Source organism: Actinomadura sp. NBRC 104425, assembly GCF_030269545.1.
Lineage (GTDB): Bacteria > Actinomycetota > Actinomycetes > Streptosporangiales > Streptosporangiaceae > Spirillospora > Spirillospora keratinilytica.
In genome coordinates this window covers 248,421-272,452 of record NZ_BSTN01000002.1, presented here as the reverse complement: position 1 = coordinate 272,452, position 24,032 = coordinate 248,421, and the positions used below count along the sequence as shown (strand labels likewise).

General features: G+C 73.7%; 24 protein-coding genes. 12 read left to right on the top strand and 12 right to left on the bottom strand.

The features are described 5' to 3' along the window. Window positions 1-97: 97 nt before the first annotated feature. The 8 genes from QSK22_RS04400 (at window position 98) to QSK22_RS04365 (ending at window position 7,567) form a co-directional block, all read left to right on the top strand. The gene (locus QSK22_RS04400) at window positions 98-1,351 is read left to right on the top strand and encodes a hypothetical protein (protein ID WP_285492629.1); all 1,254 of its coding nucleotides are present in this window, start codon (window positions 98-100) and stop codon (window positions 1,349-1,351) included. A gap of 125 nt (window positions 1,352-1,476) precedes the next feature. Continuing rightward, window positions 1,477-1,935, top strand: a complete 459-nt coding sequence (locus tag QSK22_RS04395) for a hypothetical protein (protein ID WP_285492628.1) — start codon at window positions 1,477-1,479, stop codon at window positions 1,933-1,935. Between the two features lie 176 nt (window positions 1,936-2,111). After that, window positions 2,112-2,444: a hypothetical protein gene (locus tag QSK22_RS04390; RefSeq protein ID WP_285492627.1), complete on the top strand. Its 333-nt coding sequence runs from the start codon at window positions 2,112-2,114 to the stop codon at window positions 2,442-2,444. Between the two features lie 61 nt (window positions 2,445-2,505). Continuing rightward, window positions 2,506-3,720, top strand: a complete 1,215-nt coding sequence (locus tag QSK22_RS04385) for a winged helix DNA-binding domain-containing protein (protein WP_285492626.1) — start codon at window positions 2,506-2,508, stop codon at window positions 3,718-3,720. 99 nt (window positions 3,721-3,819) lie between these two features. Next, complete coding sequence (locus QSK22_RS04380; protein ID WP_285492625.1) at window positions 3,820-4,989, top strand: acyl-CoA dehydrogenase family protein; 1,170 nt, start codon at window positions 3,820-3,822, stop codon at window positions 4,987-4,989. A gap of 90 nt (window positions 4,990-5,079) precedes the next feature. Then, a complete protein-coding gene (locus tag QSK22_RS04375; RefSeq protein WP_285492624.1) occupies window positions 5,080-5,640 on the top strand; it encodes a hypothetical protein in 561 nt (186 codons plus the stop codon). A gap of 236 nt (window positions 5,641-5,876) precedes the next feature. Continuing rightward, window positions 5,877-6,410, top strand: a complete 534-nt coding sequence (locus tag QSK22_RS04370) for a copper chaperone PCu(A)C (RefSeq protein ID WP_285492623.1) — start codon at window positions 5,877-5,879, stop codon at window positions 6,408-6,410. Continuing rightward, window positions 6,410-7,567 (top strand): Dyp-type peroxidase, encoded by a 1,158-nt coding sequence (locus QSK22_RS04365; RefSeq protein WP_285492622.1) that lies wholly within the window; start codon window positions 6,410-6,412, stop codon window positions 7,565-7,567. Before QSK22_RS04370 ends, QSK22_RS04365 begins: the two co-directional genes overlap by 1 nt. Window positions 7,568-7,646: 79 nt before the next feature. On the opposite strand, the gene QSK22_RS04360 is transcribed toward QSK22_RS04365, so the two are convergent. Further along, entirely contained in the window at window positions 7,647-8,243 is a 597-nt protein-coding gene (locus tag QSK22_RS04360) for a hypothetical protein (RefSeq protein ID WP_285492621.1), read from the bottom strand. A gap of 222 nt (window positions 8,244-8,465) precedes the next feature. Between QSK22_RS04360 and QSK22_RS04355 the strand changes: the two genes are divergently transcribed. Next, window positions 8,466-10,184: a CocE/NonD family hydrolase gene (locus tag QSK22_RS04355; protein WP_285492620.1), complete on the top strand. Its 1,719-nt coding sequence runs from the start codon at window positions 8,466-8,468 to the stop codon at window positions 10,182-10,184. 42 nt (window positions 10,185-10,226) lie between these two features. On the opposite strand, the gene hisF is transcribed toward QSK22_RS04355, so the two are convergent. The 8 genes from hisF to QSK22_RS04315 form a co-directional block, all read right to left on the bottom strand. Further along, the gene (gene hisF / locus QSK22_RS04350) at window positions 10,227-11,006 is read right to left on the bottom strand and encodes an imidazole glycerol phosphate synthase subunit HisF (RefSeq protein WP_285492619.1); all 780 of its coding nucleotides are present in this window, start codon (window positions 11,004-11,006) and stop codon (window positions 10,227-10,229) included. Beyond that, window positions 11,003-11,722, bottom strand: a complete 720-nt coding sequence (gene priA, locus QSK22_RS04345; protein WP_285492618.1) for a bifunctional 1-(5-phosphoribosyl)-5-((5-phosphoribosylamino)methylideneamino)imidazole-4-carboxamide isomerase/phosphoribosylanthranilate isomerase PriA — start codon at window positions 11,720-11,722, stop codon at window positions 11,003-11,005. The genes hisF and priA overlap by 4 nt, the downstream gene beginning before the upstream one ends. 64 nt (window positions 11,723-11,786) lie before the next feature. Further along, window positions 11,787-12,428, bottom strand: a complete 642-nt coding sequence (hisH, locus tag QSK22_RS04340; RefSeq protein ID WP_285492617.1) for an imidazole glycerol phosphate synthase subunit HisH — start codon at window positions 12,426-12,428, stop codon at window positions 11,787-11,789. Then, on the bottom strand, window positions 12,425-12,595 hold the full coding sequence (locus tag QSK22_RS04335; protein ID WP_285492616.1) for a CG2302 family histidine operon protein: 171 nt from the start codon (window positions 12,593-12,595) through the stop codon (window positions 12,425-12,427). Before QSK22_RS04335 ends, hisH begins: the two co-directional genes overlap by 4 nt. A 2-nt stretch (window positions 12,596-12,597) precedes the next feature. Continuing rightward, complete coding sequence (hisB, locus tag QSK22_RS04330; RefSeq protein ID WP_285492615.1) at window positions 12,598-13,263, bottom strand: imidazoleglycerol-phosphate dehydratase HisB; 666 nt, start codon at window positions 13,261-13,263, stop codon at window positions 12,598-12,600. Then, window positions 13,191-14,279 (bottom strand): histidinol-phosphate transaminase, encoded by a 1,089-nt coding sequence (locus QSK22_RS04325; RefSeq protein ID WP_285492614.1) that lies wholly within the window; start codon window positions 14,277-14,279, stop codon window positions 13,191-13,193. The genes hisB and QSK22_RS04325 overlap by 73 nt, the downstream gene beginning before the upstream one ends. Further along, window positions 14,276-15,598, bottom strand: coding sequence for a histidinol dehydrogenase (gene hisD / locus QSK22_RS04320; RefSeq protein WP_285492613.1), 1,323 nt, complete (start codon window positions 15,596-15,598; stop codon window positions 14,276-14,278). Before hisD ends, QSK22_RS04325 begins: the two co-directional genes overlap by 4 nt. Window positions 15,599-15,698: 100 nt before the next feature. Beyond that, the gene (locus QSK22_RS04315) at window positions 15,699-16,496 is read right to left on the bottom strand and encodes a PhzF family phenazine biosynthesis protein (RefSeq protein WP_285492612.1); all 798 of its coding nucleotides are present in this window, start codon (window positions 16,494-16,496) and stop codon (window positions 15,699-15,701) included. A 214-nt stretch (window positions 16,497-16,710) separates the two neighbouring features. On the opposite strand from QSK22_RS04315, the gene QSK22_RS04310 reads away from it, so the two are divergent. Then, on the top strand, window positions 16,711-17,373 hold the full coding sequence (locus QSK22_RS04310) for an LON peptidase substrate-binding domain-containing protein (protein ID WP_285492611.1): 663 nt from the start codon (window positions 16,711-16,713) through the stop codon (window positions 17,371-17,373). A gap of 60 nt (window positions 17,374-17,433) precedes the next feature. Then, window positions 17,434-17,949, top strand: a complete 516-nt coding sequence (ybaK, locus tag QSK22_RS04305) for a Cys-tRNA(Pro) deacylase (RefSeq protein WP_285492610.1) — start codon at window positions 17,434-17,436, stop codon at window positions 17,947-17,949. Here the strand turns inward: ybaK and QSK22_RS04300 are convergent. Beyond that, window positions 17,830-18,411: a hypothetical protein gene (locus QSK22_RS04300; protein ID WP_285492609.1), complete on the bottom strand. Its 582-nt coding sequence runs from the start codon at window positions 18,409-18,411 to the stop codon at window positions 17,830-17,832. The two genes, ybaK and QSK22_RS04300, sit on opposite strands and share 120 nt — an antisense overlap. A 178-nt stretch (window positions 18,412-18,589) precedes the next feature. Between QSK22_RS04300 and QSK22_RS04295 the strand changes: the two genes are divergently transcribed. Then, window positions 18,590-19,309, top strand: coding sequence for a DUF6882 domain-containing protein (locus QSK22_RS04295; protein ID WP_285492608.1), 720 nt, complete (start codon window positions 18,590-18,592; stop codon window positions 19,307-19,309). A 96-nt stretch (window positions 19,310-19,405) separates the two neighbouring features. Here QSK22_RS04295 and dnaE read toward each other — a convergent pair whose 3' ends face one another. Both dnaE and QSK22_RS04285 read right to left on the bottom strand, forming a co-directional pair. Beyond that, complete coding sequence (dnaE, locus tag QSK22_RS04290; protein WP_285492607.1) at window positions 19,406-22,936, bottom strand: DNA polymerase III subunit alpha; 3,531 nt, start codon at window positions 22,934-22,936, stop codon at window positions 19,406-19,408. A 219-nt stretch (window positions 22,937-23,155) separates the two neighbouring features. Then, window positions 23,156-24,025, bottom strand: a complete 870-nt coding sequence (locus QSK22_RS04285) for an AraC family transcriptional regulator (protein ID WP_285492606.1) — start codon at window positions 24,023-24,025, stop codon at window positions 23,156-23,158. Between the last annotated feature and the right edge of the window lie 7 nt (window positions 24,026-24,032).

Here is a 24,032-nt window from a genome sequence, read left to right as displayed (position 1 = left end):
CCGGAAAGGCGCCGCCGCGGTCCGCTCCTGCGGCGGCGGGCGATTCGCCGAGGTAAAGCACTTGCCGGTTTTGTGGTCGGGTGCGCATTCTGCTTGAGTGAGCAACGAGGTCGTGTTGGAATCAGCTGGCACGCTGCATGGACAACTGCAGCGGGGCCTTGGACGGGCCGCGCGGCGCGCGGCCGACAAGCCGGGTGCGGGCGAGTTCGTCTACGACTGCATACGCCGCGACCCACGCTGGGACCCGCGCTGTGAGGAACGCGGCCTCTATTACGCCCGTCTGATGGTGGACTTGGAACTGCCCGTCGGCCCGGTGGCCGAGCACCTGTTCGCCCCGTCCGACCATGCCGACGGCGACGGGCGGCGGGTGCAGCTGGCGTTGGAGGTGCTGGCGGACCTGGTGCGGCTCAGCCGCCGGGAGGCGGCGTCGGCGCTGTACCGGTACGCCGAGGAGGGCACCCACTGGTTCGACGCCATCGACACGCTGGTCGGCCTGGGCGATCCGGCGCTGACGCACGGCCTGGACGAGCTGGTGGCGGCGCGGTGCAGCGAGTCGGCGTTGGACGCCCTGGTGGCGGGCCCGCACAATCCGGTGATCGACAGCTGGGCGGCGCGGCAGCCGCGGATCGCCGACGCCCTGGCCCGGCGCCGCGACACCGGCCGCGTCCGCCGCCCCGGGGCCGCCGGCGCGAAGAAGTCCCGGCGGACCGAGGCCGAGCTGCTGGAGGCCGCCCGGCGGCGTGACGACGGCGCCGTGGCGGCCATATTCGAGCTCGGCCGCAGACGCGCCCCGGCCCTGCTGGACCTGGCCGAGGAGCTGCTGCCGCAGCGGCCCAGCCGATGGGGCGGGGCGGTGTGCCGGGCGTTGCGCGAGTACGGCCCCGAGGCGGTGCCGCGGGCGCGGGCGTGGGCGACGGCCCGCGGCGGATGCCAGGACATGGCGCTGGACATCCTGGCCCGCTACGGCACCCGCCAGGACATCCCGTTGCTGATGAGCGAGCTGCGCGACGCCCTGGAGCGGCGCGACTGGGGCGACGCGGCCGGGCCGATCGAGGGCCTGGGCAGATTGCGCGCCGGCGAGGCCGTGCCGCTGCTGAAGACCGCTTGGACCGAGTCGACCTATGCGTTCCTGCGCCCGCGCGTGCTGACCGCCTTGACCCGTACCGCGCCGCACACCGCCGAGTCCTACACCGTCGAGGGCCTGTGGGACTGCGAGGAGGGCGTGCGCCGGGTCGCCGCCGAGACCGCCCCCCTCACCCGTGAGACCCGCATCCGCCTGCAACGCCTCCATCACGACGCCGCCGAGGAGCCAACCGTGCGCGCCGCCGCCGCCGGGCGCCTCATGACCTGAACCCCCTTCGCCCCTCCTCTCCCCGCGGCTGAACCCCGTGGAAGCGTCCGCCCGTACGTGTGGGCGAATCGCTCAACTCTTCCCGGAGAGGACGGGCCATGGTGTCCGACAATCACCGATCGCCCTTGAGGGCAGCCCTGCTGTGCGGTGCCGCCGCGGTCCTGCTGCCGCTGGCGGCCGGGTGCACGGGGGCGAGCGGCGAGGCGGGCGGGCAGGGCCAGGTGAAGCAGGCCCAGCCCGCCACCGCCGAGCAGCTCGCCCAGCAGACCGGGTGCACGCTGAGCAGCATCCGCAAGGTCGCGGACCTGTCCCAGGGCGCCTGCCAGACGAGCAAGGGACGCTTCACGGTGGTCAGCTTCACCACCGACCAGGGGCAGCAGGCGTGGTTGGAGGAGGCCAAGCCCTGGGGCGGCACGTACCTGGTGGGGCCGCGGTGGGTCGTCGTCAGCACCGAGCAGACGCTCAAGGCGCTGCAGGAGGACCTGGGCGGGCAGATCCAGTACGGCGCCGACCACAGCGGCGGAGGCCACCAGGGCGGCACGACGGGCCATCAGGGCAGCGCGACAGGCCACCAGGGCGGCTGACACGCGGCACGCCACGGCGGTCACACAGGGTCACACAGGGTCACACAGGAGGACGCACAGGCGCGCAGGCCCGAGGGCGCGGCACGGACATCACCGCCGGGTACTACTTCCGGCCGCGGGGAGTTCACTCTCCAGGAGGGGCCGGCGGCGGGGGTGCGGCACCTAGACTCGCAGCCATGTTCCCCTCAGTTCGGCGAGCACTGACCGTACTGCCGTTCGCGCTGCTGCCCCTGGCCGCCGTGGCGGCGTGCAGCAGCGAGGGCGCCACGACCGACTGCAACGTGAACTCCTGCACCATCACCTTCGACCGCGGTGTGGAGGCCAGCGCATCCATTCTCGGCATCAAGGCGGAGCTGGTGAGCGTCCAGGGCGACACCGTCACGCTCAAGGTGGCCGGTCAGCAGATCACCGTGCCCCGGGGCGAGTCCGAGCAGGCCGAGGGCTTCAACGTGTCCGTCGAGTCCGTCACCCAGGACAAGATCGTCGTGAAGATTGCCAACAACGGCTGACGCGGCCCGGGGGACGGGCCGGCCGGCGGCGCCTGTCGGACCCGCCCCCTAGGATTCGCTCATGCGTTCGACAAAACGTTCGATGGGGGACGCCGCGCGCCGGGCACGCGCGGCGGCACGGCACCGGCTGGCCCCTGCGGCGCGCACCGACGACGTCGCCGAGATCGCCCGCTCCCTCGTGGCGCTGCACGCCACCGACCCTGCCACGGTGTTCCTGTCGGTGGCCGCGCGCAGCCGCACCGCGACGCACGAGGCGGTGGAGAAGGCCCTCTACGACGACCGGACGCTGCTGCGGATGCTGGCGATGCGCCGCACCATGTTCGTCGTCCCCGTCGAACTGGTCCCGGCACTGCAGGCGTCCTGCGCCACGCCCCTGGCCGCCAGGCAGCGCCGCACCTACAGCCGCATGATCGAACGGGGCGGGATCCCCGACGCGCAAGCCTGGTTCGGCGACGTGCTGGAGGCGGCGCACCGCGCGCTGCTGGCGCGCGGCGAGGCGACCGGGGCGCAGCTCAGCGCCGACGAGCCGCGCCTGCGCACGCAGGTGGAGACGGCTCCGGGCAAGTCGTACTCGCGTCCCACCGGCGTCACCACGTGGGTGCTGGTCACGCTGGGCTGCGAGGGACGCATCGTGCGGGGCCGCCCCAACGGCTCGTGGATCAGCAGCCAGTACGTGTGGCATCCCGTCGAGACGTGGCTTCCCGGCGGCATCCCCGACATGCCCGCGGGCGACGCGCGCGCCGAGTTGGCCACCCGCTGGCTGCGGGCGTTCGGTCCCGCCCCCGTCTCGGACCTGAAGTGGTGGACGGGCTGGACCGCGGGCGAGGTGAACAAGACCCTGGCCCGCCTGGACGTCGCCGAGGTCGGACTGGACGGCGGCGGCACCGGCGTCATGCTCGCCGACGACGCCGACGATGCCGACGACGCTGAGGCGGCCGGCGGGGGCCGGGACGCCGAGCCGTGGGCGGCGCTGCTGCCCGCCCTGGACCCCACCCCCATGGGCTGGCAGGAGCGCGGCTGGTTCCTCGGCGACCACGCGCCGATGCTGTTCGACCGCAACGGCAACATCGGCCCCACGGTGTGGTGGGACGGCCGCGTCGTCGGCGGCTGGGCGCAGCGGCCGGACGGGGAGATCGTCACGCGCCTGCTGGAGGACGTCGGCGCCGACGCCCGCGCCGCGGTCGACGCCGAGGCCGCCCGCATCACCGCCTTCCTCGACGGCATACGGGTCACCCCGCGCTTCCGCACGCCGCTGGAGCGCGAACTGTCGTCCTGACCCGTCGTCCTGACCTGTCGTCCTGACCTGTCGTCCTGACCAAGGCCCCCAGGGGCGCCCGCCTCGCGGCAAGTGCGGACGATCCGCCAAGATGGGGACATGCCTGCCGAACGTCTGCTTCCCACTCCCGAGGCCGAGGACCTCCTCGCGCTGACCCGCGAGATCGTCCGCAAGGAGCTGGCGCCGCGCGCCGCGGCCGCCGAGGAGGCCGAGGAGTTCCCCCGCGAGGTCTTCCGGCTGCTCGGCCGGGCCGGGCTGCTCGGGCTGCCCTACCCGGAGGAGCTCGGCGGCGCAGGCCAGCCGTACGAGGTCTATCTGCAGGTGCTCGAGGAGATCGCGGCGGTGTGGGCGTCGGTGGCGGTCGGCGTCAGCGTGCACACGCTGTCGTGCTACCCGCTGGCGGTGCACGGCACCGACGAGCAGCGCAAGCGGCTGCCCGAGCTGCTCGGCGGCGAGCTGCTGGGCGGGTACGCGCTGTCGGAGGCGCACGCGGGCTCGGACGCGGGCGCGCTGAGCACCCGGGCCGTTCCGGACGAGGACGGCGCGGCCTACCGGATCACCGGCACCAAGACCTGGATCACCCACGGCGGCGAGGCCGACTTCTACACGCTGTTCGCCCGCACCTCGGACGCGGGCTCGCGCGGCATCAGCTGCTTCCTGGTCGAGGGGCGGATGCCGGGGCTGACGTTCGGGCCGCCCGAACGCAAGATGGGGCTGACCGGCTCCACCACCGCGCAGCTGCACTTCGACGACGCGCGGGTGCCCGCCGAGTGGCGGATCGGCGACGAGGGCCAGGGGTTCCCGATCGCGCTGTCGGCGCTGGACTCGGGCCGCCTGGGCATCGCCGCCTGCGCGGTCGGCCTGGCGCAGGGCGCCCTGGACCACGCCGTCGGGTACGCGGCGCGGCGCGAGCAGTTCGGCCGCCCCGTCATCGCCCACCAGGGGCTGGCGTTCATGCTGGCCGACATGGCGGCCGCGGTGGAGTCGGCGCGGGCCACGTACCTGGAGGCGGCCCGCCGCCGCGACCGGGGCCTGCCGTTCTCCCGCCAGGCGTCGGTGGCCAAGCTGGTGGCGACGGACTCGGCGATGCGCGTCACCACCGATGCGGTGCAGGTGCTCGGCGGGTACGGCTACACCCGCGACTTCCCGGTGGAGCGGTACATGCGCGAGGCCAAGGTCATGCAGATCTTCGAGGGCACCAACCAGATCCAGCGCATGGTGATCGGCCGCCACCTGGCCCGCTCGGCGGCGCTGCACGACGCGACCTGACGGCGCCGGCGGCCCGTCCCGGCCGGGCCCGGACCGGTTCCGCACACCCCGTGCCGACACGCGCCGGGCCCGTGGCAGCATGGGAGCGTCATGGCCTCCTCAGCCCCGTACCGCGCCGCACGGTCCGCGCTCTTCGCGGCCGTGTGCGTGTGCCTCACCGCGCTGGGGCATCGGACCGCCTCCGGTGAGCCGATGTCCCCGGACGCGCTGTACTGGGGGTTCTTCGGCATGTGGGCCATGGCGCTGCCGCTGGCCGGGCACGAGCGTTCCCTTCCCACGATCCTCGGAGGGCTGCTCGGCGGGCAGTTCGTCCTGCACGCGCTGATGAGCGCCGGGGGGATGCACCACCATCCCACCGCTCCCGCGCTGGTCGCCGCCGGGGACGGCGGCGCCGCGATGCCGGCCGCGCACCTGATCGCCGCGGCCGTGTCGGCCTGGTGGCTGCGCCGCGGCGAGCGCGCCATCTGGCGGCTGGCCCGCCTGGCGGCGTCCGCCCTGCTCAGGCCGCTGCTGGTGCTGCTCGGCGAGCCCGCGCCGCGGCCGCCGTGCGGCGCCGTGCCGCGCACCGACGCCCCGGCCCGGCCTCGCGTCGCGCTGCTTCGCCACGTTCTGGTTCTGCGGGGGCCGCCCGCGCCCGTCCCGGGGCGCTGAGCCGCCCAATCTCCGCACGCCCCGCCATCGCGGGGCGTCGTTCCTGCACGCCCCGCGGACGCGGGGCGTGCGAGCCGTCCCGTCGATCACGCCGGGACGCCTCCTTCCGACCACCGCGACCGGCACACGGACGGCCGCGCCTCGAGCGCGGACCGCCGATGCCGCCGCGCGTCCAGAACCAGAAGGGTTTCGCCGTGCACGGCTTCCGTCACACGTTCCGTTCCACGTTCCGCCCCATGACCGCCGCCGCGCCCCTGGCCGCGGCCTGCCTCGCGCTCGCCGGCTGCGGCGGCGACCCCGCCGCCGACGCTCCGAGCAGCCCCGCGGCGTCCTCCGCGTCTCCCGCGTCTGCCGCGTCCGCCGGCCGCGCCGCCGCCCTGACGGTCCACGACGCCTGGGTGAAGACCGCCGACAAGGGCATGTCCGCCGCGTTCGGCACCCTGGTCAACACCACCGGCGCCGCCATCACCGTCACCTCCGCCGCCACGCCCGCCTCGCCGGAAGTGGAACTGCACGAGGTCGCAGGCTCCGGCGGCGAGATGAAGATGCGGCCGGTCAAGGGCGGCTTCACCGTCCCCGCCGGCGGCAGGCTGGAGCTCAAGCCCGGCGGCTACCACATCATGCTCATGGACCTGGCGAAGCCGATCAGGCCCGGCGACCGGGTCCCCTTCACCCTCACCCTCGCGGGCGGCGGCACGGTCGAGTTCACCGCGCTGGGCAAGTCCTTCCAGGGCGGCAACGAGAACTACGAGCCCGGGGCGGGCCACTGATGGACCGCCATCCCACCCGGCGGGCCCTGTTCGTCGGCGGGGCGGTGGCGGCGGTGGCCGCCACCGCGGCCTGCCGCGCCGACCGGCCCGCCGCGCCCGCGCCCGCCAAGACCCCGGCCGTCGAGCCGTTCCACGGCCCGCACCAGGCCGGCATCGTCACCCAGCCGCAGGTCCACGCGGTGTTCGTCGCGTTCGACCTGCGCCCCGGCACCGACCGGGCCGCGCTGGGCCGGCTCATGCGCCTGCTCACCGACGACGCCCGCCGCCTCACCGCCGGCCGCGCGGGCCTGGCCGACGCCCAGCCCGAGCTCGCCGACCTGCCCGCGCGGCTCACCGTCACCTTCGGATTCGGGCCGGGCCTGTTCGCCAAGGCGGGGCTGCGCGACCGGCAGCCCCACCTCGACCTGCCGCGCTTTGCGACCGACCGGCTGCAGGACCGGTGGAGCGGCGGCGACCTGCTCGTCCAGCTCTGCGCCGACGACGCCGTCACCGTCGCCCACGCGCTGCGCCTGATCGTCAAGGACGCCCGCGACTTCGCCACCGTGCGCTGGACCCAGCGCGGGTTCCGCCGCAACCAGCCCGCGGGGCAGACCCAGCGCAACCTCATGGGCCAGCTCGACGGCACCGTCCAGCCCACCGACCTGGACAAGGCCGTGTGGATCGGCGACGGACCGGACTGGCTGCGCGGCGGCACCACCATGGTGCTGCGGCGCATCAGCATGAACCTGGAGAAGTGGGACGCCGCCGACGAGGCGGCCAAGGCGTTCGCCGTGGGCCGCGACATCAAGACCGGGGCCCCGCTCACCGGAAAGGCCGAACACGACGAACCCGACTTCACCGCCAAGGACGAACACGGCTTCCCGGTCATCTCCGACAACGCCCACATCCGCCTCGCCCGCACCGGCGACCCGTCGCTGCGCATGCTGCGCCGCAGCTACAACTACGACGAGGCGGTCAGCTCCGACGGGGTGGCCGACTCGGGGCTGCTGTTCGTCTCCTACCAGGCCGACCTGGACCGCCAGTTCATCCCGGTCCAGCGGAGGCTGGCCGAGTCCGACCTGCTCAACCTGTGGATCACTCCGGTGGGGTCGGCCGCCTTCGCGGTGCCGCCGGGCTGCGGCGCCGGCGGCTGGATCGGCGAGCCCCTCCTGGCCTGACCGGGGCGCGGCGTCCGGGCAGCGCGTCCGGGCGCCGCGTCCGGGCGCCGCGTCCGGGCAGCGCGTCCGGGCGCCGGGCTCAGGGCCTGCCGTAGAGCAGGCGGCGGCGGGTGAGGCGGCGCCGCACGAAGATCACCACGAGGCTCACCGCGCCGGCGCCGGCCAGGGCCATGGCCGCCAGGGCGGCCAGGCCCAGCAGGCCGTGCACCGCGTCGTCCGGCGCGATCATCAGGCGGGAGGCGGCGCCCGCGCAGGTGAGCCGGGTCGGCCCGGACACCGGAGCGCGGAACGAGCCGACGAAGCGGTAGCCGCGCCGGCGGGTGGCGCTCCGCGGGTCCGACCTGGTCAGCGCGAGCGGCACCGACCACGCACCGACGGCGGCCGCGCACGAGGCGGGCGCGGGCGTGCCGCTCGGGACGTACAGCAGGTAGCGGCGTCCGGCGGCCAGGTCGGGCCGCATCGTGCCGCGCCCGTCGACGACGACCGGATCGGCCTGGGCGGCCTCGGAGGCGTCCCAGGTGGCGGCGATCACGGCCGTCAGCCCGGCGACCGCGGCCAGCAGCAGCGCCACGGGCAGGGCGTACCAGCCGGCGGCCGGGCGAACCGGCGGCGGGCCCGCGCTCCGCAGCGCACCGCGCGCCCGCGGCCCCGTCGGCGAGTAGTGCCCGGCCCACATTGTCGGCCCTCCCCGTGCCCGTGATCGCCCGATGCCAGCCGTCGGGCCCCTGCCCCCGTGGTGACCTGCCCGAATTCGCGGTCACGTCACGTAAGTACATGATGGCGCAACGTCTCGAAGCGAGGTCCGGCGGGGCCATGACCTGCGGCGGCGGCCGTGGCGAGACGGCGATTCAGCGGATACCGTTATTACCAGGTAGTAGCCACGAGATGCGGAGTTCCCATGGCCCTCAGGGACCGCCTGGACCGACTGCCGCCGGCGCCGATCCGCCTGACCCGCTCCCTCCCCCGCTATACCGTCGAGCGCGACATCCCGGTCACCATGCCGGACGGGGTGACGCTGCTGGCCGACCGGTACGTCCCGCGCGGCGCGCGGTCCGCGCCCACCATCCTGGTGCGGACGCCGTACGGGCGGCGCGGCCCCGCCGCCGTGCTGAACGGCCTGCCGTTCGTGCCGTTCGGGTTCCAGCTGCTGGTGCAGAGCGTTCGCGGCACGTTCGGGTCGGGGGGCGAGTTCGACCCGCTCGGCAACGAGCGGGAGGACGGGCTGGCCACGGTCGCCTGGCTGCGCGAGCAGCCGTGGTTCGACGGGTCGTTCGCCACCTACGGGGCCAGCTACCTCGGCTACTCGGCGTGGGCGCTGGCGGCCGAGGCCGGGCCCGCGCTGAAGGCGATGGCCCTGCAGATCACCGCGTCCTCGTTCCGGGAAGCGGCGTACGTGGGCGGCTCCTTCGCCCTGGAGTCCACGCTCGGCTGGACGGAGCTGACCCGCCGGCAGACCTCGACGCTCGGGCTGCTCACCGCGCCCCTGGTGTCCCGGCGCCGGGCCCTGCGCGCGGCCCGCTCGCTGCGCCCGCTGTCGGAGCTGGACGTGCTGGCGGGCGGGGAGCCGATGCGGTTCTACCGCGACCTGCTGGCCAACCACGAGTCCGGTGCCGAGTACTGGCGGCGCCGCGACTTCAGCGGCACGGTCGGGCAGGTGGCGGCGCCGGTCACGCTGCTGGGCGGCTGGTACGACGTGTTCCTGCCCTGGCAGGTCAAGGACTACCTGACGCTGCGGGCCGCGGGGCACCGCCCGTACCTCACCATCGGGCCGTGGTGGCACGCCGACGCCCGGCACACCCTGGTGTCGTTCCGCGAGGCGCTTGCCTGGTTCAAGGCGCACCTGCGCGGCGACCTGTCGGCCGTGCGCGCCAACCCCGTCCGCCTGTACGTGACGGGGGCGCGCGAGTGGCGCGACTACCGGGACTGGCCGCCGCCCGGGATGCGGCGGGAACGCTGGCACCTGCACGGGGGCGGAGGGCTCGGCGAGGACGGGCCGCAGGACTCCCGGCCCACCGCCTACCGGTTCGACCCGTCCGACCCCACGCCCGCCCTGGGCGGCCCCTCGCTGCTGGGGTCGTCCAAGCCGGTCGACAACCGGCCCCTGGAGAAGCGGCGGGACGTGCTGGTGTTCACCTCGGCCGCGCTGAAGAAGGACCTGGACCTCATCGGGCCCGTCGTCGCGGACCTGTTCGTGCGGTCCAGCCGCGAGCACACCGACTTTTTGGTGCGGCTGTGCGACGTGGCGCCGGACGGCACGTCCCGCAACGTCTGCGAGGGCGGGCTGCGCCTGGATCCGCAGCATCCGGCCGGCGGGGCGGTGGGGACGCAGGGCGTGCGGCGGGTGGCGATCGACCTGTGGCCGGTCGGGCACCGCTTCTGCCGCGGCCACCGGATCCGGGTGCACGTCACCAGCGGCGCCTACCCGAAGGTGGCGGTCAACCCGGGCACGGGCGAGCCGCTGGCCACCGCGGCGTCCCCGGGCGTCCCCGCCGACCAAGAGGTCTTCCACGACCCCGACCACCCGTCGGCGATCCTGCTGCCCGTCGTGGAACGCTCGCCCGAGGCCTCCGTCTCCGACCCCGACGCCGAGGAATCACCCGATCTCGGGGCGTGCTGACCCCTTCCGGCCCCCTTGCCGGCCCCCTTGCCTCCCGCCGCCTCAGCGGACGGGGTGGCCGGCGGCGCGCAGGGCGTCCTTGACGGCGGAGATCTTCAGGTCGCCGAAGTGGAACACGCTGGCGGCCAGCACGGCGTCGGCGCCCGCGTCGACCGCCGGGGCGAAGTGCTCCAGCGCCCCCGCGCCGCCGCTGGCGATCACCGGCACGGAGACCGCCTCGCGGACCCGGCGCAGCATCTCCAGGTCGAACCCGGCCTTGGTGCCGTCGGCGTCCATGGAGTTGAGCAGGATCTCCCCCACGCCCAGCTCCTCGCCGCGCCGCGCCCACTCCAGCGCGTCGATGCCGGTGCCGCGGCGGCCGCCGTGCGTGGTCACCTCGAACCCCGACGGGGTGCCCTCGGCGCGGCGGGCGTCCACCGACAGCACCACGCACTGCGACCCGAAGCGGTGCGCGGCCTCGCGCAGGAACTCCGGGCGGGCGATCGCGGCGGTGTTCACCGACACCTTGTCGGCACCCGCGCGCAGCAGCCGGTCCACGTCGTCGACGGTGCGCACGCCGCCGCCGACGGTCAGCGGGATGAACACCTGCTCGGCGGTGCGCCGCACCACGTCGTAGGTGGTGGACCGGTCGGCGCTGGACGCGGTGATGTCCAGGAAGGTCAGCTCGTCGGCGCCCTCGGCATCGTAGCGGCGGGCCAGCTCGACCGGGTCGCCCGCGTCGCGCAGGTTCTGGAAGTTGACGCCCTTCACCACGCGGCCGGCGTCGACGTCCAGGCAGGGGATGACGCGCACCGCGACCCCGCTGCTCGCCCGCGGGCTCATCGCACCGCCTCCAAGGCCTCCTCCAGCGTGAACGCCCCCGCGTACAGCGCCTTGCCCACGATCGCGCCCTCGACGCCCTCGGGGACCAGGGCGGCGATGTCGCGCAGGTCGTCCAGAGACGAGACGCCGCCGGAGGCGATGACGGGCCTGTCGGTGCGGGCGCACACGCGGCGCAGCAGGTCGACGTTGGGGCCGCGCAAGGTGCCGTCCTTGGTGACGTCGGTGACGACGTAGCGCGGGCACCCGTCGTCCTCCAGCCGGTCGAGCACCTCCCACAGGTCGCCGCCCTCGCGGGTCCAGCCGCGGGCGGCCAGCACGTCGCCGCGCACGTCCAGCCCCACCGCGATCTTCTCGCCGTGCGAGGCGATGATCTTGCGGCACCATTCGGGGTTCTCCAGCGCGGCGGTGCCGATGTTGACGCGGGCGCAGCCGGTCGCCAGGGCCGCCTCCAGGGACGCGTCGTCGCGGATGCCGCCGGACAGCTCCACCTTCACGTCCAGCCGCCCGACCACCTCGGCCAGCAGCTCGCGGTTGGAGCCGCGGCCGAACGCGGCGTCCAGGTCGACCAGATGGATCCACTCCGCTCCCGCCTTCTGCCAGGCCAGGGCGGCCTCCAGCGGGGCGCCGTAGGAGGTCTCGGTGCCCGCCTCGCCCTGGACCAGGCGGACGGCCTGGCCGCCGGCGACGTCGACTGCGGGAAGGAGCGTGAGAGTCATGAACGAAACCCTATCGGTGCAGGTGGGACGCGGTGTCGGGGGAACGGGGAGCGGGCCGGGCGGCTCAGCGCAGCGTGGACAGCCAGTTGCGCAGCAGCTCGGCGCCCGCGTCGCCGGACTTCTCCGGGTGGAACTGGGTGGCGCACAGCGGCCCGTTCTCGACGGCGGCCACGAACCGGTCGCCGTGCTCGGACCAGGTCACCAGCGGCGGCGCGAGCCGTCCCGTCGGGTCGGGCTCCAGCTCCCAGCGGCGCACCGCGTAGGAGTGCACGAAGTAGAACCGGGTGCCGGGGTCCATGCCGCGGAACAGCACGGTGCCGGCGGGCGCCTCGACGGTGTTCCATCCCATGTGCGGCACGACGGGGGCGTCCAGCCGGTCCACGGTGCCGGGCCACTCGCCGCACCCCTCGGTGGTGACGCCGTGCTCGATGCCCTTGGCGAACAGGATCTGCATGCCGACGCAGATGCCCAGCACGGGAAGGCCGCCCGCCAGCCGCCGCCCGATGATCTGCTCGCCGCGCACCGACCGCAGCCCGGCCATGCACGCGGCGAACGCGCCGACCCCGGGCACGACCAGCCCGTCGGCGGCCAGGGCGGCGTCCCAGTCGGCGGTGACCTCGACGTCCACGCCGTGCCGGGCGACCGCCCGCTCGGCCGAGCGCAGGTTGCCCGAGCCGTAGTCCAAAATGACGATCTTCGTGGTCACAGGTACAGCACCCCCGCGGTGGCGGCGAGCGCCATCAGCACGAACACCACCGCGGCGGCGGCCTTGAGGCCCTGCCGGAGGAAGCTGATGACGCCCATGAGCAGGAAGACGGCCAGCCCGAAGAGCGCGACGTTGCCGTAGGTGAAGTCCAGGCCGCCGACCTCCACGGCTACAGGGCCCCCTTGGTGGACGGGATGCCGTGCACCTTCGGGTCGAACGCGACCGCGTCGCGCAGCGCCCGGGCCAGCGCCTTGAACTGGGCCTCGACGATGTGGTGCGCGTTGCGGCCGTACGGGACGTGCACGTGCAGGCAGATCTGGGCGTTGGCGACGAACGACTCCAGGATGTGCCGGGTCATCGCGGTGTCGTACTCCGGCCCGATCATCGGCGCCATGCCGTCCGGTTCGGAGTGCACCAGGTAGGGGCGGCCCGCGATGTCCACGGTGACCTGGGCGAGCGCCTCGTCCAGCGGGACGGAGGCGTCGGCGAAGCGGCGGATGCCGGTCTTGTCGCCGAGCGCCTGCCGGAACGCCCGGCCCAGCGCGATCGCGGTGTCCTCGATCGTGTGGTGGCTGTCGATGTGCAGGTCGCCGCTGGTCTTGACGGTCAGGTCGAACGACCCGTGCTTGCCGAGCTGGGCCAGCATGTGGTCGAAGAACCCGACGCCGGTGGCCACGTCGACCCGGCCCGTGCCGTCCAGGTCGATCTCGACCAGGACCTCGGTCTCCTTGGTCCCGCGTTCGACGCGTCCGATACGGGCAGTCACAAGATCTCCTTCAGTGCGGTGCGGAAGGCGGCCATCTCCTCGGGGGTGCCGACGCTGACCCGCAGCCATTCGGGCGGGCCGACCTCGCGGATCAGCACGCCCCGGTCGAGCAGGCCCTGCCAGATCCGCCGCCGGTCGGGGAAGGTGCCGAACAGCACGAAGTTGGCGTCGGAGTCGGCCACGGTGAGGCCCTCGCGGCGCAGCCAGGCCACCAGGGCGTCGCGCTCGCGGCGCAGCAGGCCCACGGTGGCCAGCAGCTCGTCGCCGTGCGCGACGGCGGCGCGCGCCACCGCCTGCGTCACCGCCGACAGGTGGTACGGCAGCCGCACCAGCAGCAGGGCGTCGATCACGGCGGGGTCGGCGGCCAGGTAGCCCAGGCGGGTGCCGGCCATCGCGAACGCCTTGGACATGGTGCGGGTGACGATCAGCCGCGGGTTGCCGGGCAGCAGCGTCAGCGCCGACGGGGTGCCCTCGCGGCGGAACTCGGCGTACGCCTCGTCCACCACCACCATGCCCGGCGCCGCCGCCAGCACCGCCTCGATCACCCGCGGCGGCAGGGCGGTGCCGGTCGGGTTGTTGGGCGAGGTGAGGAACACCACGTCCGGCCGGTGCCGCTCGATCGCCGCGACGGCGGCCTCGGGGTCGATCCCGAAGTCGGCGTCGCGGTGCGCGTTCACCCAGGCGGTGGCGGTGACGCGGGTGATGATCGGGTGCATGGAGTACGACGGCTCGAAGCCCAGCGCGGTGCGGCCCGGCCCGCCGAACGCCTGCAGGATCTGCTGGATGATCTCGTTGGAGCCGTTGGCGGCCCACACGTTCCGCACGGTGAGCCCGGCGCCGGGGGTGTCGGCGTTGAGGTACGCCGCCAGGTCCTCGCGCAGCGCCGTCGCGTCGCGGTCGGGGTAGCGGTTCAGTCCCGCGGCGACCTCGGCGGCGGCCTCGCCGATCGCCTTCACCAGCCGCTCGGACGGCCCGTAGGGGTTCTCGTTGGTGTTGAGCGCGACGGGCACGTCGAGCTGCGGCGCGCCGTAGGGCTCCTTGCCGCGCAGGTCGTCGCGGAGGGGGAGGTCGGACAGCGACGTCACCGGCCCTCCCCCGGGATCGTCCAGCCGAAGCGGGCCTTGAGCGCGGCGCCGTGCGCGGGCAGGTCCTCGGCCTCGGCCAGCGCGACGACGCGGGCGGTGGCCTCGGCGAGGGCGTCGCGGTCGTACTCGACGACGTGGATGCCGCGCAGGAACGACTGCACCGACAGGCCCGAGGAGTGGCAGGCGCAGCCGCCGGTGGGCAGCACGTGGTTGGACCCGGCCAGGTAGTCGCCCAGCGACACCGGCGCGTGCGTCCCGATGAAGATCGCTCCGGCGTTGCGGACGCGCGCGGCGACCTGCCGGGCGTCCGCGGTGTGGATCTCCAGGTGCTCGGCGGCGTAGGCGTCGACCACGGCGAGGCCGGCGTCGATGTCGTCGACCAGGACGATGCCGGACTGCCGCCCGGCCAGCGCCTCGGTGATCCGCTGGACGTGGCGGGTGCGGGCGACCTGCGCCTTGAGCTCGCGCTCCACCGCGTCGGCCAGCTCGGGAGCGGTGGTGACCAGCACGGCGGCGGCGAGCGTGTCGTGCTCGGCCTGGCTGATCAGGTCGGCGGCCACGTGCACCGGATCGGCGGTGCCGTCGGCGAGGATCGCGATCTCGGTCGGGCCGGCCTCGGAGTCGATGCCGATCACGCCCTTGAGCAGCCGCTTGGCCGCCGCGACGTACACGTTGCCGGGCCCGGTGACCAGGTCGGCGCGGGGGCACTCGTCGGTGCCGTAGGCGAACATCGCGATCGCCTGGGCGCCGCCGACCGCGTAGACCTCGTCCACGCCGAGCAGCGCGCAGGCCGCCAGGATCGTCGGGTGCGGGAGCCCGCCGCCGGAACCGTCCGCCTGGGGCGGGGAGGCCACCGCCAGGGAGGGCACTCCGGCCTCCTGGGCGGGCACCACGTTCATGACCACGCTGGACGGGTAGACGGCCCGCCCGCCCGGCACGTACAGCCCGACGCGGCCCACCGGCACCCACCGCTCGGTGACGGTGCCGCCGGGCACGACCTGCGTGGTGACGTCGGTGCGGCGCTGGTCGCGGTGCACCAGGCGGGCGCGGCGGATCGACTCCTCCAGCGCGTCCCGCACGGCCGGGTCGAGCGCCTTCAACGCCGCCTCGATCGCCTCGGCCGGGACGCGGGCGGACTCCAGGTCGACCCCGTCGAAGGTCTTGGTGTGCTCCCGTACCGCGGCCGAGCCCCTATGCCGCACGTCCTCGCAGATCGGCCGCACCTTCTCCAGGGCGGCCTCGACGTCGAGATCGGCACGGGGCAGCACGTCGCGCAAATCGCCGGGCAGCGAGCCGCGCAGGTCGATACGGGAAATCACCCGTCCAGTCTACGGAGTGCCGCGGGGCCCCCGCGCACCGTCTCAGCCAACGAGACGCGCAGGTGGAAGGGCTTGCGGGAGGCCGAATGGGTGTGCGGCGTCACGCCCGGAAGGTGCCGTCGAGGACGGTGACGGCGCGTCCCAGCAGCGTCACCCGGTCGCCGCGCAGGACGGTCCGCACGTCGCCGCCGCGTTCGGACGCCTGGTGGCCGAGCAAGGTGTCGCGCCCCAGCTCGGCGCTCCAGTAGGGGGCGAGCGCGCAGTGCGCCGAGCCGGTCACCGGGTCCTCGTCGACGCCGACCGCCGGGCCGAACACGCGGGACGCGAAGTCGTGCCGGGCGCCCGGGTCCGCGGGGGCCGTGACGATGACGACCCGCGCGTCGAGGCGGGCGAGCGCGGCGATGTCGGGGGTGAGCTTGCGGACGGCGGCCTCGTCGGCCACCCGCACCAGCAGGTCGGGCTGGCAGGTGCGGCCGACCCAGGAGAACGGCGTGCCGAGCGCCTCGGCGAGCCCCTCGGGCGCGTCCACCGGTTCCGGCGGCGCGGCGGGGAAGTCCATGCCGAGCTCGCCGTCGCCGGTGCGGGTGACGGTGAGCACGCCGCTGTGCAGGGTGCGGAAGCGGATGGGCCGGTCTTCGGGGACCGTGCCCGTCTCGTACAGGGCGTGCCCGCTCGCCAGGGTGGCGTGGCCGCACAGCGCCACCTCCACCTGCGGCGTGAACCACCGCAGCTCGAACTCCTCGCCGACGGGGCGGACGAACGCCGTCTCCGAATGCCTCATCTCCGCCGCCACCCGCTGCATCCAGGCGGGGTCGGCCGCCTCGTCCAGCAGGCAGACCCCGGCGGGGTTGCCGGCGAACGGGCGATCGGTGAACGCGTCGACGACCAGCATCCTCATGCCGCGACGCTAACCGCCGCGTCCGGGGCGGCGGTAGGGCCAATCGCGACCAGTGGCCCGGTGCCGGACGGCGCGGCGCCAGGCTTCAGACTGTGACAATGTCAACCTTTTTGATCACCGGGGCCGGACGTACCCTGACCCCGTGGCCGCCGCACGGCGGCAGGGGCGCGGCCGCGACGGCTCCGAGGGGGGCCGGAGGCGACCAGGAGGAACGGTGACCGAACGGCTTCCGCTGTTCCCGCTGGGCACGGTGCTGTTCCCCGGCCTGGTGCTGCCGCTGCACCTGTTCGAGGAGCGCTACCGCCTGCTCGTGCGCGACCTGCTGGAGCGCCCCGAGCCGCGCCGGTTCGGCGTGGTCGGCATCGAGCTCGGCCACGAGGTGGGCGCCGAGTCGGCGCGCCGCCTGGCGGAGGTCGGCTGCGTCGCCGAGGTGCACGCCGTCACCCCGCACCCCGACGGGCGCTTCGACGTCGTCACCGTCGGCGGCCGCCGCTTCCGGCTCGAGCGGATCGACCGGTCGCTGCCCTACCTGTGCGGCGACGTGGAGTTCCTGCCCGAGGAGGCGGGCGCGGACGCCGAGCCGCTGGCGCAACGGGTGCGGCTGCTGTTCCAGCTGTACCGGCACCGGCTGGCCGCCGCGGGCGCGGAGATCGCCGAGCCGGTGGACCTGCCGGAGGACCCGGTGCGGCTGTCGTACCTGATCGCCGCCGCCGTGGTGCTGGACGGCCCCGACAAGCAGCGGCTGCTGGAGGCCGAGGACGCGGCGCGGCGGCTGCGCGCCGAGCGGGAGCTGCTGGTGCGCGAGACGCGGCTGCTGGACATGCTGCCGACCGTGCCCGCCGGGCAGTTCCTGGACGGCGCGTTCAACCCGAACTGAGCGGGCCCGCACCCCGAAACCGGCGTGCGCCGGGTGCGGTGCGGTCGGCAGACTGGCCGCATGAGCCCAGCCGGATCCCCGTCCAGGAAGAAGGCCAAGGCCGGCGGCACGCCCGCGACCGTGGCGGCGTCGCAGGCCGGCATCGACTTCACCCTGCACTCCTACGAGGCCGACCCCGCGGCCGACGGCTACGGGCGGGCCGCGGCCGACGCCCTGGGCGTACCGCACGAACGGCTGTTCAAGACCCTGGTGGCGGAGGTCGACGGGCGGCTGACCGTGGCCGTGGTGCCGGTGTCGGCCACGCTCGACCTCAAGGCGCTCGCGGCCGCGGTCGGCGGGAAGAAGGCCCGCATGGCCGACCCCTCCGACGCCGAACGCGCCACCGGGTACGTCGTGGGCGGCATCAGCCCGCTGGGGCAGCGCCGCCGGCTGCCGACCGTGGTGGACGCCTCGGCGTCAGGGTTCGCGACCGTCTACGTCTCGGCCGGCCGGCGCGGCCTGCAGATCGAGCTGTCCCCCGGCGATCTGCTCCGGCTCATCGGCGCAAAGGTCGCCGAGGTCGCGCGCACCGGGTAGCCGGCGGACGAGCAGCTCGGCCACGGCGTAGGCGGCGACGGCCAGCAGCGGCCAGAACACCAGCACGCCGGTGGCGCGCAGGTCGGCCACGCCGGTGACGGTGCGTCCGTCGCGGGCGGTGCGCAGCGCGCGCTCGTACTCGGCGAGGCCCACCTGGTGGCCGACCCGCCAGGCCAGCAGCGAGGCGGCCAGTCCGCCCGCGGTCAGGCCGAGCAGCAGCGGGATGTCGTTGCCGCGTCCTCCGGCCAGGTAGGCCAGCGACCCGCAGACCAGCCCGGCCACGAGCGCGATGAGCGCGAACGTCCCGTCGGCGGCGATGGGTCCCTGGCCTTCGGGGTCGAGCGGCAGCGCCTGGCCGCGGACGACGACGAAGGTCACGTCGGGGGCGAGCCAGGCCCACAGCAGCCCGGCGGGCACTCCGAGCACCGCCACGAGGAGGGTGATGACCGCACAGGTCCGCAAGGCGCTCCCCGTCGGTCGCCGCACCTCGTACGCTCCCTGGTATGGCCGTGCGTCCCCTTGCGAGACGTGATGTCTCCTGACAGCGAAAGCCTAGCCTGTCCAGGTCAGCCGATCGACTGCCGTGTGGTGTCCGATTCCCGCCCCAGAGCGGCCGTTTCCTTGGGATAATGTGCCCGACATGTCCGGATTCAGTCCTGCGTTCCAGCGCTTCGGCGCCGCCCTCGCCGCGGTCGTCCTCCAGCAGCAGGAGACGCTCGCCGAGTTCCTCCCCCGCGAGGACTGGAGCGCCGACCTGACCGCCCGCACCTATACCAGCGGCGGCGTCACGGTCCGGGTGTCGCTGCTCGGCAGCTACGCCGCCCGCGAACGCACCTGGCTGTGGGGCTGGGCCAACCCGCAGTTCGGCGACGACCACCCGTCCGTCGAGCCGACCCTGGTCATCCGCGGCCTCGGCGAGCGGCTCGGCATCCCCGAGTTCACCACGCCCGAGATCGACCTGTCCTGGTACACCGGCCCGGCGGGGCACGGCGGCGAGCTGATCGCCATGGCCGCCGGGGGCGTGCTCGGCGGAGGCGGCTACATCGGCGCCGGCTACGACGGCGGGTCGGCCTACCTGCACGTCGACGACCCGCAGGCGCCCCCCGCCGCCTGGGATCCGGTGCCGGTGCCGCGGCTGCTGACGAACGCGGTCAGCCTGTTCCCGCACCACCCGCAGCTCACCCTCGCGCGGCTGCTCAGCCACCACCGCGTGCCCTTCCGCGAGACGGCCGGCATGACCGAGGCCCGGCTGCCCGGCGGCGGCGTGGCCCGCGCCCGCTTCGACGACCTGGGCCGCTTCATGGACTGGCACGCCGAACAGCCGGCCCCCGCCGCGCCCAGGACACCGGTCACCCCGTAGCCCCGCGCCGCGGGCGCAGACGGGAAAGGCATGCGACAAGGCCGCCGTCCGCGGGCCGGAGCCCGGCGGACGGCGGCCTTCCGCCGCCAAGCCGAGTCAGCCCAGGCAGGACGGGCCGAGAAGCTGCTTGAGGTCGCCCATCAGCGCCGGGGACGGGGCGACGCGCAGCCGGTCGTCCAGGCGGACCACCGTGGTGCGCGGGCCGTTCTGCACGTGCAGGTGCACCTCGGACGTGCCCGGGTGGTCGGTGAGGACCTCCTTCAGGCGCGCCACCACCGGCGGCGTGCACCGGGTGATCGGCATGGTGACGGCCAGCGGGCCCGACCCCTCGGTGACGGTCAGGTCCGGCTGGGTCACCTCCATGGCGATGAGCTTGGCGACGTCCTCGCGCTTGTCGACGCGGCCCTTGACCACCAGGATGGCGTCCTCGGTCAGCAGCGTGGAGCACAGCTGGTAGGTGGACGGGAAGCACATCACCTCGATGGACCCGCCCAGGTCCTCCAGCTGGAACATGGCCCACGAGTTGCCCTGCTTGGTGACCTTGCGCTGCAGGCCCGACAGCAGGCCCGCCACGATCACCACCTGGCCGTCGGGCCGCTCGCCCTCGCTCAGCGCGGCGATCGTGCAGTCGGCCTCGCGCTCCAGGATGTGCTCGACGCCCAGCAGCGGGTGGTCGGAGACGTACAGGCCGAGCATCTCCCGCTCGAACGACAGCAGCGTGGTCTTGTCCCACTCGTCGACGTCGGGGACGGCCACGGCGAACGCGCCGCCGCCGGCGTCCTCCTCCAGGGCCCCGAACAGCGAGTCCTGGCCGATGGCCTCCTTGCGCTTGATGTCGACGACCGAGTCGATGGCCTGCTCGTGCACCATCAGCAGCGCCCGGCGCCGGTGCCCCAGCTCGTCGAACGCGCCCGCCTTGATCAGCGACTCGACGACCCGCTTGTTGCACACCTGCGGCGGGACCTTGTTGAGGAAGTCGTTGAAGTCGGTGAAGGCGCCCTTCTCCCGGCGCGCCGCGATGATGCCCTCGACGACGTTGGCGCCGACGTTGCGGACCGCCGACAGGCCGAACCGGATCTCCTTGTCGCCCATCGGGGTGAAGTCGGCGTCGGAGGTGTTGACGTCCGGCGGCAGGACGGTCAGGCCCATGCGGCGGCACTCGTTGAGGTACAGCGCGCTCTTGTCCTTGTCGTCGCCGACGGAGGTCAGCAGCGCCGCCATGTACTCGGCCGGGTAGTTGGCCTTCAGGTACGCCGTCCAGTACGACACCAGGCCGTAGGCGGCGCTGTGCGCCTTGTTGAACGCGTAGTCGGAGAACGGGACCAGGATGTCCCACAGCGTCTTGATCGCATCGTCGGAGTAGCCGCGCTCGCGCATGCCCTCGGAGAACGGCTTGAACTCCTTGTCGAGGACCTCCTTCTTCTTCTTGCCCATGGCCCGGCGCAGCAGGTCCGCCTGTCCCAGCGTGTACCCGGCGACCTTCTGGGCGATGGACATGACCTGCTCCTGATAGACGATCAGGCCGTAGGTCGTGCCGAGGATGTCCTTGAGCGGCTCCTCCAGCTCGGGGTGGATCGGGGTGATCTCCTGCTGGCCGTTCTTGCGCAGCGCGTAGTTGATGTGGGAGTTGGCGCCCATCGGGCCCGGCCGGTACAGCGCGCCGACCGCGGAGATGTCCTCGAAGTTGTCGGGCTTCATCAGCCGCAGCAGCGCCCGCATCGGCCCGCCGTCGAACTGGAACACCCCGAGGGTGTCGCCGCGGCCGAGCAGCTCGTAGGTCTTGGGGTCGTCCAGCGGCAGTTCGAGCAGGTTGACGTCGATGCCCTTGTTGACCTTGATCCCCTTGAGCGCGTCGTCGATGATCGTCAGGTTGCGCAGGCCCAGGAAGTCCATCTTCAGCAGGCCCAGCGTCTCGCAGGTCGGGTAGTCGAACTGCGTGATGATCGCGCCGTCGGAGTCGCGCCGCATGATCGGGATGTGGTCGGTGATCGTCTCACCGCTCATGATGATCCCGGCGGCGTGCACGCCGGTCTGGCGGATCAGGCCCTCCAGGCCCTGCGCCAGGTCCATGATCTGCTTGACGTCGGGCTCCTCCTCGTAGAGCTTGCGCAGCTCGCCCGCCTCGTTGTAGCGGGGGTGCTTGTCGTCGAAGATGCCCGACAGCGGGATGTCCTTGCCCATGACGGCGGGCGGGAACGCCTTGGAGATGCGGTCGCCCAGCGCGTACGGGAAGCCCAGGACGCGTCCCGCGTCCTTGATGGCGGCCTTCGCCTTGATGGTGCCGAACGTCGCGATGAAGGCGACCTTGTCCTCGCCCCACTTCTCGGTGGTGTATCGGATGACCTCGGCGCGCCGGTCTTCAGGGAAGTCGATGTCGATGTCGGGCATGGACGCGCGCTCGGGGTTGAGGAACCGCTCGAAGATGAGCCCGTGCGGCAGGGGGTCCAGGTCGGTGATGCCCATCGCGTAGGCCACCAGCGACCCCGCCGCACTGCCCCGGCCCGGCCCCACCAGGATGCCGTTGTTCTTCGCCCAGTTGATGAAGTCGGCGACGACCAGGAAGTACGAGGGGTACCCCTTGGCGAGGATGACGTCCATCTCGTACTCGGCCTGCTTGCGGTACCGCTCGGGGATGCCGTCGGGGAAGCGCCGCTCCAGGCCCCGCCAGACCTCCTTGCGGAACCAGCTCTCCTCGGTCTCGCCCTCGGGCACCGGGAAGCGCGGCATCAGGTCGTGGTGCTCGAACATCCCCGCGGTGTCCACCCGCTCGGCGATGAGCAGGGTGTTGCGGCAGCCCTCGGCCCAGATGTCGGAGCCGTCCAGGGCGCGCATCTCCTCCGGCGACTTGATGTAGTAGCCGGTGCCGTCGAACCGGAACCGGTCCGGGTCGGCCAGCTGCTTGCCGACCTGCACGCACAGCAGCGCGTCGTGCGCGGTCGCCTCGCTCTCGTGGGTGTAGTGCGAGTCGTTGGTGACCACCGGCGGGATGTTCAGCTTCTTGCCGATCTCGATCAGACCGTCGCGGACGCGGCGCTCGATCTCCAGGCCGTGGTCCATCAGCTCCAGGAAGTAGTTCTCCTTGCCGAAGATGTCCTGGAAGGTGGCGGCCGCCTTGAGCGCCTCGTCGAACTGCCCCAGCCGCAGCCGCGTCTGGATCTTGCCCGACGGGCAGCCGGTGGTCGCCATCAGCCCGTCGGCGTGCTCGGCCAGCAGCTCCTCGTCCATGCGGGCGTACTTGAACACGAAGCCCTCGGTGTAGGAGCGGCTGGACAGCTTGAACAGGTTGTGCAGGCCGGTGTTGTCGCGGGCCCAGATGGTCTTGTGGTTGATCAGACCGCCGCCGGACACGTCGTCGCGCTTCTGGCTGGGCTCGCCCCACTGGACCTTCTTCTTGTGGAAGCGCGACTCGGGCGCCATGTACGCCTCGATGCCGATCACGGGGGTCACGCCGGCGTCCTTGGCGTGCTTCCAGAAGTCGTAGGCGCCGTGCATGTTGCCGTGGTCGGTCATGGCGATCGCGGGCATCTTCTGCCGCTGGACCTCTTCGAACAGCTGCTTCAGCCGGGCCGCCCCGTCCAGCATGGAGTACTCGGTATGAACGTGAAGATGGACGAACGAGTCCGCCATGCCCGCTGCGCCTCCTGAATGCACGCGACCGCGCACGCACCGCCGGTGCGTGGCTGGATTATCCGTTCCGGGGGAGTCCGCCGCCCGGGTGAGCGCCCGGGACGGCGCGGCTCTGAGAGCCTAACCCGCCCCTCGGACACCTCGCGCCCCGACACTCCGGGATGCCCGTTCACCCCGCGTTCGCCCCACCACGTCCCCAACCTGCCCTTTTTAGGCTGATCAACCGGATGTCGGCCCCGTGTCCCGCGGGGCCGACCGGGATCGGGCGACGCCGCGGGCGTGCTGGTAGGCGCCGGGCGGCACGCCGACGACGCGTTTGAAGTGGCGCGTGAGATGGGACTGGTCGGCGAAGCCCGTGCGGGCGGCCACCTCCGCCGGGCTCAGCCCCCTGTCGAGCAGCCCCCGCGCGCGCCGCACGCGCACCTGGTTGAGGTAGGCGTGCGGCGGCAGGCCCGTCGCGGCCCGGAACGCCCGGACGAGGCGGAACGGGCGCGTGCCCACGGCCTCGGCCAGCTCCTCCAGCGTGGGCGGGTCCACCAGGCGGTCGTGCAGGATGTCGCGGGCGGCGCGCACGGACGCAGGCCAGGCCGCCCCGCGCTCGGCGGGCATGTCGCGGGCGTGGTGGCGCAGCAGGGCCCCCAGGGCGGTGCGCAGCAGCGAGGAGGCCGCCAGGGCGTCGCCGCCCTCGCCGGCGCGGTGGGCGGCGCGGACCAGGGTGGCGACGGGCGTCCGCTCGATGACGGTGTCGGGGAAGTAGGGGGTGCCCGCCCGGGCTCCCAGCTCGGCGGCGACGTCGGCGACGACGCCCACCGCCGGGTACAGCACCCGGTAGGCCCACCCGCCCGGCGCGCCCGCGTACCCGGTGTGCACCACGCCGGGGTTGAGCACGGCGAGGGAGCCCTTGGGGGCGCGCTCGGTGCTGCCCGCGTGCTCGAACGCCTCCACCCCGGCCTCGATGAGGGCGATGACGTACCCGTCATGGGTGTGACGGCCGAAGCGGTGGGTGACGTAGCGGGCCTGCAGCAGGTCCACGTCGGGCAGAACGGGATGCCGCCAGTAATGAGCGACTTCCTGCGACACGACTGACATCATAGGA

What these genes read in the sequence shown, in the direction of transcription:
- QSK22_RS04390 (WP_285492627.1), top strand. Translation starts at nt 2,112, where the DNA reads ATGTTCCCCTCAGTTCGGCGAGCACTGACCGTACTGCCGTTCGCGCTG.
- QSK22_RS04385 (WP_285492626.1), top strand. Translation starts at nt 2,506, where the DNA reads ATGCGTTCGACAAAACGTTCGATGGGGGACGCCGCGCGCCGGGCACGC.
- QSK22_RS04380 (WP_285492625.1), top strand. Translation starts at nt 3,820, where the DNA reads ATGCCTGCCGAACGTCTGCTTCCCACTCCCGAGGCCGAGGACCTCCTC.
- QSK22_RS04375 (WP_285492624.1), top strand. Translation starts at nt 5,080, where the DNA reads ATGGCCTCCTCAGCCCCGTACCGCGCCGCACGGTCCGCGCTCTTCGCG.
- QSK22_RS04370 (WP_285492623.1), top strand. Translation starts at nt 5,877, where the DNA reads ATGACCGCCGCCGCGCCCCTGGCCGCGGCCTGCCTCGCGCTCGCCGGC.
- QSK22_RS04365 (WP_285492622.1), top strand. Translation starts at nt 6,410, where the DNA reads ATGGACCGCCATCCCACCCGGCGGGCCCTGTTCGTCGGCGGGGCGGTG.
- QSK22_RS04360 (WP_285492621.1), bottom strand. Translation starts at nt 8,243, where the DNA reads ATGTGGGCCGGGCACTACTCGCCGACGGGGCCGCGGGCGCGCGGTGCG.
- QSK22_RS04355 (WP_285492620.1), top strand. Translation starts at nt 8,466, where the DNA reads ATGGCCCTCAGGGACCGCCTGGACCGACTGCCGCCGGCGCCGATCCGC.
- hisF (WP_285492619.1), bottom strand. Translation starts at nt 11,006, where the DNA reads ATGAGCCCGCGGGCGAGCAGCGGGGTCGCGGTGCGCGTCATCCCCTGC.
- priA (WP_285492618.1), bottom strand. Translation starts at nt 11,722, where the DNA reads ATGACTCTCACGCTCCTTCCCGCAGTCGACGTCGCCGGCGGCCAGGCC.
- hisB (WP_285492615.1), bottom strand. Translation starts at nt 13,263, where the DNA reads ATGGCTGCGGGTCAGCGTCGGCACCCCCGAGGAGATGGCCGCCTTCCG.
- QSK22_RS04315 (WP_285492612.1), bottom strand. Translation starts at nt 16,496, where the DNA reads ATGAGGATGCTGGTCGTCGACGCGTTCACCGATCGCCCGTTCGCCGGC.
- ybaK (WP_285492610.1), top strand. Translation starts at nt 17,434, where the DNA reads ATGAGCCCAGCCGGATCCCCGTCCAGGAAGAAGGCCAAGGCCGGCGGC.
- QSK22_RS04295 (WP_285492608.1), top strand. Translation starts at nt 18,590, where the DNA reads ATGTCCGGATTCAGTCCTGCGTTCCAGCGCTTCGGCGCCGCCCTCGCC.
- dnaE (WP_285492607.1), bottom strand. Translation starts at nt 22,936, where the DNA reads ATGGCGGACTCGTTCGTCCATCTTCACGTTCATACCGAGTACTCCATG.
- QSK22_RS04285 (WP_285492606.1), bottom strand. Translation starts at nt 24,025, where the DNA reads ATGTCAGTCGTGTCGCAGGAAGTCGCTCATTACTGGCGGCATCCCGTT.